The following is an 11,964-nucleotide window of genomic DNA, read 5'->3' on the forward strand; positions in this document are numbered from 1 at the left end:
GATCTGTTGCAATATGCCAAGGTAGCGCCTCACGACAACAGCGCGATTCCCCGTGGTGGCGCGGGGCGGAAGAACAAGGATAACTGCTATGGTGCAGGACAGTGACACGATCAGGATCTCGGATGTCAGCGAGGCCGTGGTGCATGGCATTCTGGAGGTGACCAGCGATGGCATCTGGGATTGGCATGCCAATACCGGTTTTGTCTATCGCAACCCCGGCTGGTACCGGATGCTGGGTTACGAGCCTCACTCCCTCGGCAATACCGTCTTCACCTGGGAGAACGTGATCCACCCCGACGATCTGGCGGCAGTGATGGCGAAGTTCGATCTCTGCCTGAGCGGCAGCGCCCATGAGTATCGCGCAGAGTACCGTTGCCGCTGCCGGGATGGCAGTTACCTCTGGATTGAGGATTGCGGCCGCATCATTGAGCGCAATCCCGACGGGTCTGTGGCGCGGATGATCGGTGCCCATCGCGATATCCACGCCAGCAAGTTGTTGCTGGAGCAGCTGGAGCGGCGCAATCAGTCGCTGGAGCAGCAGGTTGCCGAGCGCACCGCCGAGCTGGTGCGACTCAACGAGGCGCTGCAACAGAAAGCCGAGGAGAACCGTCTGCTGGCAGAGACCGATGCCCTGACCGGTGCCGCCAGCCGCTATCGGCTGGAGCGGGCGTTGCAGTTGGAGTGCGAGCGGGCGCGCCGCTTCCATCAGCCGTTTACGGTGATCGCCATGGATGTGGACAACTTCAAGCAGATCAACGACAGCTATGGCCACAACGCCGGGGATCAGACCCTGATCAACATAGTGGCGCTGGTGCGCCGCCATATTCGCGAGATCGATCTGCTGGCCCGCTGGGGCGGTGACGAGTTTATGGTGTTGTTGCCCAACACCGGCCGCGAGGATGCGCTGGTGGTGGCGAGCAAGTTTCAGGCATTGATGGCGAGCGAGCCCATCTGCCCCCATGCGCCCGCTACCATGAGCTTCGGGCTGGCGGAGTATCAGCAGGATGAGCAGAAAGAGAGCCTGATGGTGCGTGCCGATCGGGCGCTCTATCAGGCCAAGCAGCTGGGTAAAGACCAAATCTGCTAACGCGGGGTACGGAAAAAGAGCAGTTAAAAGGGCCGCAGGTTTGAAACCTGCGGCCCTTTTGCATTGTTACTGACGCGGCGCGACTTAGAAGTGGTAACGCAGACCCAGCTTGAAGGTATCCAGAGAGTAGTGCTCGTCACCCAGGCTCAGGGCGTCGAACTGGCGCTCGTAACCGATACCGGCAGAGAAGTGGTCGTTGAAGGCGTAGTCCAGACCTACTTCCAGATTGGGGTGTACCTTGCTCTTGGTTGCGCTCTTGCTTCCCTGACCGCTGAAACCGAGGAGAGTGGCGTTGCCGACAACTTCCACTTCGGTGCGGGTGTAGGCGATACCCGGTTTGGCATAGGCGCTGAAGCCCCAGGCCAGCGGCTGGCTCAGCTTGGCGGCCAGGCTGATGCTGCGGGTTTCGATGGTGGTGTCGGCAAAGCCGGTTGCAATCGGGGAGGTCACCCAAGTCAGCTGATCCATATGTTGGGCGTGCAGGCCACCTTCAACGGCCAGCCAGGGTTTGAAGCTGTAACCCACGATCAGGCTGCCGCCGTCGAGCTGGTCGTCGATCACTTTGGCGTCATAGACGTCTTTGGCAGCACCATCGAGATTCATCTTGGAAGTGGTCAGATCCAGACCTGCATACCAGCCTTCGGCATGGGCGCCGCCATTCATGGCCAGAGCAAGCAGGGAGAAAGCGGCAATTTTATTAAACTTGTTCATGGATAAATAACCTTGTGTTGCGTGAACTGCGTGTGATTTATATTGCTCAATCCATGAAGCTTTTTATATTTCCGTCATTGCTCTGCTTTCACAGAGGGGCCGCAGTATAGTCAGCGAATTTCTGAATAACAAGAGACTGATTTCCCCATTCTTCTAAATATGACTGGCTGCAAGCAGGGGCATTTTGTTTAATAAATGGTGTTATTAGAGTTTTAGCTTTATTGAGGTTTAAATAATTAACTGGTGAGGCAAATGACAGGCTGAGAGTTCGGTTTTGGTTCTATGTGATTGATTTATATCGGCATTAAATTTTCATTCGAGCGTAGCCGTGATGAGTTGTCTAAAAATTGGCATCTCAGATGTCACTCACAGGCGCCAGGCTCTTTTCGATGATTTTTTGAACGCCTCACAAGGTGAAACCGTGAGAAAAAAATCTATCTTTTTGCCTGTTTTTTGCTCTTTTTGAGGTTTGGGATTGTTCCCATTGAGGGTTTTGGTGGTCTTTTGAGGCTGTTTTCACGTGGGCCATGTTGCCCATCAGATACGCGAATTGGCGCTTGTGGGTGGCTTTTCTCTTCACCCAGCTGCAGGGCATGAGGCGCGATAAGCAGATATGGGTCGTGCGGCCTGATTAATTTTGTCTGCTTATATACACAAGCCATTTAAAAGATAGTTTTTTGGCGTTTTAAATAACTTGATTATATTCGTTAGTATATTTTACGAAGCTTTCCAAGCAGGCCATTTAAATATATTTAATGGCAATGAGACGGTATTGATGGCCGTTTAGGATATCTTGCCAGAACGGTCGTGGTGACTGGCGCATCAGTGGGCGGCGGGTGGCCGGTGACACTTCCCCTTGCCGTGGCCCTTGACCTGACCTGCGAATTCAGGGAAAAGAAAAGGGCGGTGCTATCAGCGCCGCCCAATGCCAGGAAAGAGAAAAAACCTTACGGTTTAAAAGATAAAAATTTGGAAGCAAACAATCGATTTCTCAACCAGGAAGGGTCTTGAATTCGATACGTTTCGATTATGCGCGATGTTCTATGCAGCACTAGCAAAATGTTTGCGGGTTGAAAGATATGCACTGTCTGGTGTCACATTCTGAGACCTCACCGTTCAACTGGTCTGTCCTGATGGGCGTTGTAGGCGATTTTTTCTCTAGGCTGTTTTTTCGGTGTCAATATCTGAGCCTTGAAGGTAAAAACAGGTCAGAAGCTGACTCGGCATAACCATGCAATGAAAGTGCGATAACAAGGAAGAGTGGCATGACCTACAGCCAGACCCTGGCCAACAATATTCTCGACACCCTGAAGAAGACCCTGACCGACAAGGGGATTCGCTATCAGACCCTGGCAGAAGCCATGGGTGTCTCCATCGCGACCGTGAAGCGGATGATGAACAAGCCCTCGCTGCCGTTCGATACTCTGCTGGAGATCTGCCATCTGGTCGGGCTCTCGTTCGAGGAGTTGCTGGATCGCACTCAGGACGCCCAGAGCCGACGCGCCGTCTTCACTCAGGAGCAGGACGAGGCGTTTCACAACGAGCCGGGGCTCTACGCCTTTCTCGCCAATATCTTCTGGCGCGACAAGACGCTGATCGATCTCAAGCGGGAGTACGGCCTGACCGATGCCTCCTGCTACCTCTATCTGCGCAAGCTGGAGAAGCTTGGCATTTTGCAGCTTGGTATCGACAACAGTTACCACTTCCTGATCAGCGAGCGGATCAGCTTCGAGCAGCACAGCCGTTTCGCCCGTCAGCAGGCGCGGCAGGCAATGTCGGTGCTGGGGGAGTATCTGGTGGAGAACATGCACAAGTCGAACAACTATATGGCGCTCTGCCAGCTGCACCTCAACGAGGGGGAGGCGATGGCGCTGATCGACCGGATGAAGGAGTATTGGCATCAGGAGATCAAGCTCAACCGCCCCGCCATCGGCCAGCAGGAGCACGCCAAGACCTACACCATGTCGCTGCAACTGGCCGACTGCGGCTACCAGAGCTTCGACGACATGATCCCCAATATTGACAACTGATCCCGGCGGATCCTGCGGGATCCGCTCTGTTGACTGGAGTCTAATCGGCGACCCGGGTTTGTTGCAGCTTGCCTGCGAGCGGCTGCAATGCTCGCGTATCCAGACAAATGCGGATGGCATCCGGCCGCCAGTGCTCGATATCGCAATCCACCAGACCACCCCGCTCGTCATAGTTGACCCGCACCAGCCGCAGCACGGCGCTCCCCTCCGCCAGATTGAGGGCGCGGGCGATGGCGCCGCGCGCCGCCGAGGGGGTGATCTCGAGACTCGCCCCACCCTGGCCTATGCCATAGCGCTGCTGATAGAGCTCGGTGAGGGAGCTGGCCAGCGGTGCGCTGGCGATATCGGGAAAGCGGCTCGCCAGCAGGTGGTGGCTGACGTGGAGCACCGGGCGACCGTCGATCAGCCGCTGGCGGCGGATCTCGTAGAGCGGCGTGAAGGGTTCAAGCCCCATCCAGCGGCAGAGTTCACTGCTGGCCAGCTCGCTACCGTGGGCCAGCACCCGGGTTTCGGCGGTGCGCTGCTGCTCGCCGATCCACTGGTGAAAGTGAGTGTGGATGGCGGGATCGTAGGTGAGGCGGGGCGGTGCCACAAACCAGCCGCGCCGCTCGGCACGGTAGATAAGGCCGTCTGCTTCGAGGCTGGAGAGCGCCTCCTTGATGGTGATGCGGGTGGTGGCGAAACGCTCGCTCAGGGCCCGTTCGGCGGGTAGCTGCTGCCCGGCCCCCAATTGGCCGCTGCCGATATAGCGGCGCAGGGTCTGGCAAATCTGTTCGCACTTGGAGGAGACGCGGCCATCGGCCATGCTCTGTTCGTTCACTCTCTGCTCGCTCAATCTCGGCTCGGTCACACTCTTGTCCCTGTTGCTTATTCAGAAGGCGGGTGGCTGGCCAATCCCTTACTGGAATAGTCCAGCCTCACTCGGGTTCAGAGTTGTAACCGCTGTGGATGACAGCGCCATGACAGGGTGATTGTCATCAAACTGCCATTAAAGCGCCCCGCCACCGTCATAATTCCCCTCTAGCATCCCTCTCGAACCTTAACTGACCTAGTCCAGAGGGATGGGATGATGAAAAGCGTGATCGCAAGTGCACTGGCCCTGGTGGCCATCAGTCAACCGCTGTTTGCCGCCGAAAATATCGCGGATCTCGAAAAGGCCGCCCGTGGCGAAGGCCAGCTCCACAGCATCGGCATGCCCGACAGCTGGGCCAACTGGAAGGATACCTGGCAGCAGCTGGGCAGCATCTACGGCATCAAGCATCAGGATACCGACATGAGCTCGGCGCAGGAGATCGCCAAGTTCGCCGCCGAGAAGGCCAATGCCACCGCCGATATCGGCGACGTGGGCGGCGCCTTCGGTCCGGTTGCGGTCAAGCAGGGTGTTACCCAACCCTACAAGCCCTCCACCTGGGCCGATATTCCCAACTGGGCCAAGGACGCCGACGGTCACTGGATGCTGGCCTATACCGGCACCATCGCCTTCCTGATCAACAAGGATCTGGTCAAGGCCGCCCCCACCAGCTGGCAATCCCTGCTGGGTGGCGACTACAAGGTGACCCTGGGTGATGTGGGTGTTGCCTCCCAGGCCAACAACGGCGTGCTGGCGGCGGCCTATGCCACCGGTGGCAGCGAGAAGAATCTCAAGCCCGCCTTGGAGTTGTTCGGCAAGCTGGCCCAGCAGGGGCGCCTGTCGCTGAATGACCCGACCATCGCCAACATCGAGAAGGGCGAGGTGGAAGTGGGGGTGCTGTGGGACTTCAACGCCCTCAACTACCGCGACCAGATCGACCCCAAGAAGTTTGATGTGGTGATCCCGAGCGACGGTTCAGTCATCGCCGGTTACACCACCATCATCAACAAGTGGGCCAAGAACCCCAACGCCGCCAAACTGGCCCGTGAATACATCCTCTCCGATGCCGGTCAGATCAACCTGGCCCGTGGCTACGCCCGCCCGATCCGCAGCAACGTTGCGTTGCCGGATGACGTGAAGGCCAAGCTGCTGCCGGCCGAGCAGTATGCCAAGGCCAAGCCGGTGCAGGATCACGCCGCCTGGGAGCAGAGCTCCAAGGCCCTGCCGCGTCAGTGGCAAGAGAACGTCATGATCTACATGCAGTAAGGGAATCCAGTGCAACACAAGGTGATAGTGGTACTTGTGGATGGCCTCTCTGCCGGGGTAGCCCATGGGATGGGCTACCTCGCAGGCATGGTGGAGGCGGAGCGCGGCCTCTATACGACCCTCAGCTGCGCTCTGCCATCCCTCTCCCGGCCTCTCTACGAGTGCATCCTGACCGGCGTACCGCCGGTGGCGAGCGGCATCACGCACAACGGGGTGAGCCGTCTCAGTCTGCATGACTCCATCTTCCATCTGGCCCGCGCCGCGGGTAAACGCACCGCAGCGGCGGCCTACCATTGGGTGAGCGAGCTCTACAACAAGAGCCCCTGGCTGGCGGCCCGCGATCGCTTTACCCACGACGAGCAGCTGCCCATCCAGTACGGCTGCTTCTACTGGGATGACAACTACCCCGACAGCCATCTGCTGATGGATGGCGAGTGGCTGCGCAGCCAGTACGATCCCGATTTTCTGCTGATCCACCCGATGGGGGTGGACGATGCAGGCCACAAGTTTGGCCTCGACTCCCGCCAGTACCGCAATCAGGCGCGCCGGATGGACAGCCTGCTGGCCGATCTGCTGCCCCAGTGGCTGGCGGAGGGGTATCAGGTGGTGATCACCTCGGATCATGGCATGAACAACGACTTGAGCCACGGTGGCACCTTGCCCGAAGAGCGCACTGTACCGCTCTGGCTGTTTGGCGACGCTTTTATCGAGCAGTGGCCTGATGGGGTGGTGATCGCCCAGACCCAGCTCTGCGCCCTGATGGCGGATCTGCTGGGCATTCCCCACGACAAGCCGGTGGCTCCTCCGCTGCTCAAGGCGACCTTTATGCGCGAGGTGCACTGATGATGCCTGCAACCACCGAGATCTTGCTGGATCAAGCTGTCGCCACCCGGCGCAAGCGGCGCCGTCACTGGTTGCCCGCGCTAGTGCTGCTGCCGTTTATCCTGCTGATGATCCTGTTCCAGCTCGCCCCCATGGTGTGGGTGCTGGTGGGCAGCTTTCAAACCCCGGATGGTTGGGGGGTCGCTTACTACCGGGAGATCCTGGGCTCTCCCTTCTACCTGCAATCGTTCGCCAACTCCTTGCGTATCGCCGGTATCGCCAGTCTGGCGGGGCTGGCTATCGGCACCCTCGGGGCCGCTGCGCTGCGCCACAGTGGCGAGCGGGTCAAACGGGTGCTGCTGGCCTTTGTCACCATGACCGGCAACTTCAGCGGGGTGCCGCTGGCATTCGCCTTTATCATCATTCTCGGCATCAATGGTGCGGTGACCCTGCTGCTGAAATCATGGGGATTGATCGACGGCTTCAACCTCTACTCGGGTAGCGGCCTTATTCTCATCTACACCTACTTCCAGATCCCGCTCGCCCTGCTGCTACTCTACCCGGCGTTTGATGCGCTGCAGGATGAGTGGCCGCAGGCTGCCGCGTTGCTGGGGGCGAGCAAGGGGCAGTATGTGTGGCATGTGGCGCTGCCGGTGCTGACGCCTGCGCTGCTCGGTACCCTGATCATCCTGTTTGCCAACGCGGTGGGGGCCTATGCCTCCGCCTACGCACTCACCACCGGCAACTTCAATCTGGTGACCATCCGGGTGGCCAGTCTGGTCTCCGGCGATATCTTCCTCGAGCCCAATATGGCGGCGGCGCTGGCGGTGATCCTGATGGTGCTGCTGGGAGTGGTGACGGCCGCCAACCAGTGGCTGCTGAAAAAGAGCTATGTGAACAAGGGGCAATCCCATGCATGATTTGACGCCGCGTTGGCCCAAGTGGGTGCTGGGTGGGCTGGTTGCCACCCTGCTGCTGCCGCTGTTGGCCACGTTTCTCTACTCCATCTCCACCCGCTGGGGGGCGACCCTGCTGCCGGATGGCTTCACCCTCGACTGGTATCTCAAACTGTGGGGCGACCCGCGCTTTCTGGCGGCGTTTGGCCGCAGTCTGCTGGTCTGCTTCGCGACCCTGCTGCTGGGGACCCTGGTGCTGGTACCGACTGTGCTGGTGGTGGCCTACTACTTCCCCAAGTTGGATCCCTGGATGAACCTGTTGATCCTGCTCCCCTTCGCAGTGCCGCCGGTGGTCTCCTCGGTGGGGTTGCTGCAGATCTACGCCGACGGCGTCCTGCCCATCATCGGTACGCCATGGATCCTGATCGGCACCTGGTTCACAGTGGTGCTCCCCTTTATGTACCGGGCACTGGCCAACAGCCTGCAAGGGGTACCGCTCAGGGATTTGATGGATGCCGCCCACCTGCTGGGGGCGAGCAGTCGCCGCGCCTTTCTGCTGGTGGTGATCCCCTGCCTGCGCAAGGGATTGCTGGCGGCGCTGTTTCTCTCGCTCTCCTTCCTGCTCGGCGAGTTCGTGTTTGCCAACATGCTGGTGGGCACCCGTTACGAGACCCTGCAGGTCTACCTCTACAACATGCGTTCAACCTCGGGCCACTTCACCAGTGCGCTGGTGATGAGCTACTTCCTGCTGACCCTGCTGCTCACCTGGGCGGCCAACAGATTTCATCGGTGAATCAACATGTTCCATCTAGAAGTGAATCAACTGCACAAATCCTACGGCGACACCAGAGTGTTCGAGGGGATCGAATTCGGCATTCGCAAGGGGGAGCTGGTGACCCTGCTCGGCCCCTCCGGCTGTGGCAAGTCCACCCTGCTGCGGGCGCTGGCCGGGCTCACCCCGGTGGATGGCGGTCAGGTGCGGGTGGCCGGTGAAGACATTACTTGGCAGGCGCCCCAGAAGCGGGGTATCGGCATGGTGTTCCAGAGTTATGCGCTGTTCCCCAACATGACGGTGTGGGACAACGTTGCCTTCGGCCTCAAGATGAAACCCCAGCCGGGACGGGATCTCGCCGCCAGCGTGCAGGAGGCGCTTGAGCTGGTGGAGCTGATCGGTTTCGAGCGCCGCTATCCGGCCGAGCTCTCCGGCGGCCAGCGCCAGCGGGTGGCACTGGCCCGGGCGCTGGTGGTGCAGCCGCGGATCCTGCTGCTGGACGAGCCGCTCTCGGCACTGGATGCCCGCATCCGCCGCAGCCTGCGCCAGCAGATCCGCGAGATCCAGCAGCGGCTCGAACTCACCACCATCTTTGTGACCCATGATCAGGAGGAGGCGCTCACCATGTCGGATCGGATCTTCCTGATGAACAAGGGATCCATCGTCCAGAGCGGCACGCCGGAGCAGATCTACACCCGTCCCGCCAGCGAGTTTGTGGCGGGCTTTATCGGCAACTACAACCTGCTTGGCGCCGAGCAGGGCAAGTCGCTGTTCGGCCCCCGTTTTCAGGGCACGCTGGCGCTGCGGCCGGAGTCCATTACCCTGCTGCCCGCAGGGGCGACCAGCAGCGAACCCAGCCTGCCCGGCATCGTTCGTCAGCAACAGCTGCTCGGCAACGTGATCCGCTATCAGGTGGAGTGCGAGGCGGGGCTGTTGACGGTGGATTGCCTCAACCGCTCGGCTGGCGATCTGCTGGCCGCGGGGAGTGCCGTGACCCTGGCGGTGGCCCGGGATCAACTCTGTGAGGTAGCATGACGCCTCGTTTCATTTTCGTTGTTACCGCAAGGAGCCCTCATGGCACTGGCACTGTTTGATCTGGACGAGACCCTGATTGCGGGGGATTCCGCCAGCCTCTGGCTGGAGTACATGGTGGCCGAGGAGCTGGCTCCTGCCAGCATGATCGCGGAGGAGCAGGCCATGATGTCCCTCTACCATCAGGGCAAGATGGATATGCACCAGTACATGGCCTTCACCCTGCAACCGCTGGCGGGCAAGACGCGCCAGTGGCTCGACTCGCTCTCTACCCGCTTTGCCGAGCAGGTGCTGCGCGAGCGCCTCTACCCCGAGGGGTTGGCGCGTATCGAATGGCATCGGGAGTGGGGCGACGATCTGGTGCTCATCTCCGCCTCCGGCGAGCATCTGGTGGCCCCCATGGCGAAGATGCTGGGGATGGATCACTGCGTCGCCATTCTGCTCGATGAGGAGGAGGGGATGCTGACCGGCCAGACCCGCGGCACCCTCAGCTTTCGCGAGGGTAAGGTGGCCCGCATCAACCAGCTGTTTGCAGGCAGGGACCATCTCTGGCAGGGGAGCTTTGGCTACAGCGATTCCCACAACGATCTGCCGATGCTGCGGGCGGTGAGCCATCCCCATGCGGTCAATCCGGCCCCCGTGCTGCGCCTGCAGGCCGAGGAGCTGGGCTGGCCGGTGTGGGAGTGGCAGCGCTGAGTCGCGCGCCACACAGGCTTAACGTGCGGCAAGAAGCACGAAAAACAAAGAGAGAGGCTGGAGCCTCTCTCTTTGTTTTTGCTGACGGCGTTGTGGTTGATGTTGGCGGCGGTGGCTACCCCTCGTTGGTTTGTTGCCGGGGCTCGCCAAAGGCGGGAATGTCCTCCTCGGCACTCTGGTGAGGGGCGTGGCGCAGCGGGAAGCAGATACGGTTTTTCCCCTCCCGCTTGGCCTGATAGACCCCCTTGTCGGCCAGCTCCACCAGCTCTTTGGCCGAGAGCCCGGAGCGGCTGAAGGCCACCCCGCCACTGATGGTGATGGTGAGGTCGGATTCGCGCCACTCCAGCTGCTCCACCCCGAGCCGGAACGCTTCCAGCAGGGAGGGGAGCATCGGCTGCTCTTCGCCGTAACGGAAGATCAGCACCAGCTCCTCGCCGCCATAGCGGCAGAACCAGCCCCACTCGTGGAACAGATTCATGCCCAGCTTGCTCACCCGCTTGAGCACCACATCCCCTGCCTGATGGCCATGGGTATCGTTGACTCGCTTGAAATCATCCAGATCGAACATCACCACCCCGAAGGGGGCGCCACTGTTGAGCTGCTTCTGCAGGCACTCGTCGAAGAAGCGGCGGTTGTAGAGCCCGGTGAGCTTGTCCTGATGGGCTTGCAGGCGGATCTGGGCAAAGTCCTGGCTGGCGGCATCCATCTCTTCATAGACCTTGGCCAGCTCCAGCATACGGCGGCCGTTGTAGGCGATACCGCCAGAGCGGCTGGCGCGGATCAGCAGGGTGATCTCCCCCAGCATGCGGCGGAAGTAACGGGACCAGAGCAGGGCCAGCAGCAGATAGAGGATGCAGGCGACGGCAATCATCAGCTGCACGTTGATGGAGACGCTGTCGATCACCTGCTGCATGCTGGCAGTCGGCTCGACGCTGAGCAGGATCCAGCGCTGCTCGGGGATGCGGTAGTAGGAGACCATCAGGCCGCTGGCATCATCGAGGAAAAAGCCCTGTGGCAGTTGCATCCGGGCCAGCCAGTCGGGGTGGGCGAGGGGTTTGAATACCCTTTCGCGATCCTGATGGGCCAGCACCAGTCCGTCATGGTTGAGCAGGATCTGATAGCCAGCCCCCAGAGGGTGAGTCTCATCATGCTTGTTGTTGAGCCAGCTGGTGAGGGGGGTGAGCTGGGTATCCAGCGAGAGTACGCCAACCCGCTTGCCGTCAGGATCTTCAATCACCCTGGCCAGCGCCATGGTGAGAGTGCCCAAGGTGTAGTCGTAATAAGGATCAGTCCAGACAATCTGTCCGGGATGGCTGGATGCCAGCAGATACCAGGGGCGGGTTCTGGGATCGAACTTCTCGTCGGCCTGCCAGGAGGGGTGGATCAGCATCTTGCGATGCTCGGTGCCCACGTAGACGTAATCGAGCTCCATCACCTTGTGATAGGCCTGCCACTGTTGCAGGTAGCGCTCGCCGTTGCGGATCTCCGGGCCGCTGAAATCCCGATAATTTACCTGCTGATAAATGAGCGTAAACTGGCGTTTGAGGGTCGCTAGATAGGGTTCGATCAGGGTATGGAAATACTGGGTGTTGCGAGCAATCAGGTTCTGTTGTTGCTCGTGGCGCAGGGTGCGCTCCATATGCAGGTAGTAGATGCTGCCGAGCAGTAACACAGGGATAAAGAGCAAGAGGAGGCCCAGCCGCATGCGGGTGATCAAAGACCAAGTGTTCTTGGGCTTGGCGGGGGACATGAACAGATCCTTTTCGTCTCGGGTGACACCAGCATATATGATGCTGTGCGGC

Annotated in this window: 11 protein-coding genes; 8 read left to right on the plus strand and 3 right to left on the minus strand. The window is 59.9% G+C overall.

The window, feature by feature from the left end; translation table 11 throughout:
• Positions 1-88: 88 nt before the first annotated feature.
• Entirely contained in the window at positions 89-1,087 is a 999-nt protein-coding gene (locus WBR25_RS01210; protein ID WP_058057085.1) for a sensor domain-containing diguanylate cyclase, read from the plus strand.
• 84 nt (positions 1,088-1,171) lie between these two features.
• Here the strand turns inward: WBR25_RS01210 and WBR25_RS01215 are convergent, their stop codons facing one another.
• Positions 1,172-1,798: a porin family protein gene (locus tag WBR25_RS01215; RefSeq protein WP_479749277.1), complete on the minus strand. Its 627-nt coding sequence runs from the start codon at positions 1,796-1,798 to the stop codon at positions 1,172-1,174.
• Between the two features lie 1,265 nt (positions 1,799-3,063).
• On the opposite strand from WBR25_RS01215, the gene WBR25_RS01220 reads away from it, so the two are divergent.
• Positions 3,064-3,828: a helix-turn-helix domain-containing protein gene (locus WBR25_RS01220; RefSeq protein ID WP_005336490.1), complete on the plus strand. Its 765-nt coding sequence runs from the start codon at positions 3,064-3,066 to the stop codon at positions 3,826-3,828.
• 40 nt (positions 3,829-3,868) lie between these two features.
• On the opposite strand, the gene WBR25_RS01225 is transcribed toward WBR25_RS01220, so the two are convergent.
• Positions 3,869-4,633, minus strand: a complete 765-nt coding sequence (locus tag WBR25_RS01225) for a UTRA domain-containing protein (protein WP_088868366.1) — start codon at positions 4,631-4,633, stop codon at positions 3,869-3,871.
• 264 nt (positions 4,634-4,897) lie between these two features.
• Between WBR25_RS01225 and WBR25_RS01230 the strand changes: the two genes are divergently transcribed.
• From WBR25_RS01230 to WBR25_RS01255, 6 genes are read left to right on the plus strand one after another with little or no spacing between them, the layout of a single operon-like run.
• Positions 4,898-5,944: an ABC transporter substrate-binding protein gene (locus WBR25_RS01230; protein WP_479749844.1), complete on the plus strand. Its 1,047-nt coding sequence runs from the start codon at positions 4,898-4,900 to the stop codon at positions 5,942-5,944.
• A gap of 9 nt (positions 5,945-5,953) precedes the next feature.
• Entirely contained in the window at positions 5,954-6,787 is an 834-nt protein-coding gene (locus WBR25_RS01235; protein WP_479749278.1) for an alkaline phosphatase family protein, read from the plus strand.
• Positions 6,787-7,686 carry an ABC transporter permease gene (locus tag WBR25_RS01240; RefSeq protein WP_479749279.1) on the plus strand — a complete coding sequence of 300 codons (900 nt, stop codon included), beginning with the start codon at positions 6,787-6,789 and terminating at the stop codon, positions 7,684-7,686. Before WBR25_RS01235 ends, WBR25_RS01240 begins: the two co-directional genes overlap by 1 nt.
• The gene (locus tag WBR25_RS01245; RefSeq protein ID WP_017765538.1) at positions 7,679-8,455 is read left to right on the plus strand and encodes an ABC transporter permease; all 777 of its coding nucleotides are present in this window, start codon (positions 7,679-7,681) and stop codon (positions 8,453-8,455) included. The genes WBR25_RS01240 and WBR25_RS01245 overlap by 8 nt, the downstream gene beginning before the upstream one ends.
• 6 nt (positions 8,456-8,461) lie before the next feature.
• The gene (locus tag WBR25_RS01250) at positions 8,462-9,469 is read left to right on the plus strand and encodes an ABC transporter ATP-binding protein (RefSeq protein ID WP_479749280.1); all 1,008 of its coding nucleotides are present in this window, start codon (positions 8,462-8,464) and stop codon (positions 9,467-9,469) included.
• A 39-nt stretch (positions 9,470-9,508) separates the two neighbouring features.
• Entirely contained in the window at positions 9,509-10,162 is a 654-nt protein-coding gene (locus WBR25_RS01255) for an HAD family hydrolase (protein ID WP_479749281.1), read from the plus strand.
• Between the two features lie 115 nt (positions 10,163-10,277).
• On the opposite strand, the gene WBR25_RS01260 is transcribed toward WBR25_RS01255, so the two are convergent.
• Complete coding sequence (locus WBR25_RS01260) at positions 10,278-11,912, minus strand: sensor domain-containing diguanylate cyclase (RefSeq protein WP_479749282.1); 1,635 nt, start codon at positions 11,910-11,912, stop codon at positions 10,278-10,280.
• Positions 11,913-11,964 lie beyond the last annotated feature (52 nt).

The sequence above is a fragment of the Aeromonas sp. MTB genome (genome assembly GCF_056632455.1).

What these genes read in the sequence shown, in the direction of transcription:
- WBR25_RS01225 (WP_088868366.1), bottom strand. Translation starts at nt 4,633, where the DNA reads ATGGCCGATGGCCGCGTCTCCTCCAAGTGCGAACAGATTTGCCAGACC.
- WBR25_RS01240 (WP_479749279.1), top strand. Translation starts at nt 6,787, where the DNA reads ATGATGCCTGCAACCACCGAGATCTTGCTGGATCAAGCTGTCGCCACC.
- WBR25_RS01245 (WP_017765538.1), top strand. Translation starts at nt 7,679, where the DNA reads ATGCATGATTTGACGCCGCGTTGGCCCAAGTGGGTGCTGGGTGGGCTG.
- WBR25_RS01215 (WP_479749277.1), bottom strand. Translation starts at nt 1,798, where the DNA reads ATGAACAAGTTTAATAAAATTGCCGCTTTCTCCCTGCTTGCTCTGGCC.
- WBR25_RS01230 (WP_479749844.1), top strand. Translation starts at nt 4,898, where the DNA reads ATGAAAAGCGTGATCGCAAGTGCACTGGCCCTGGTGGCCATCAGTCAA.
- WBR25_RS01250 (WP_479749280.1), top strand. Translation starts at nt 8,462, where the DNA reads ATGTTCCATCTAGAAGTGAATCAACTGCACAAATCCTACGGCGACACC.
- WBR25_RS01255 (WP_479749281.1), top strand. Translation starts at nt 9,509, where the DNA reads ATGGCACTGGCACTGTTTGATCTGGACGAGACCCTGATTGCGGGGGAT.
- WBR25_RS01220 (WP_005336490.1), top strand. Translation starts at nt 3,064, where the DNA reads ATGACCTACAGCCAGACCCTGGCCAACAATATTCTCGACACCCTGAAG.
- WBR25_RS01260 (WP_479749282.1), bottom strand. Translation starts at nt 11,912, where the DNA reads ATGTCCCCCGCCAAGCCCAAGAACACTTGGTCTTTGATCACCCGCATG.
- WBR25_RS01210 (WP_058057085.1), top strand. Translation starts at nt 89, where the DNA reads ATGGTGCAGGACAGTGACACGATCAGGATCTCGGATGTCAGCGAGGCC.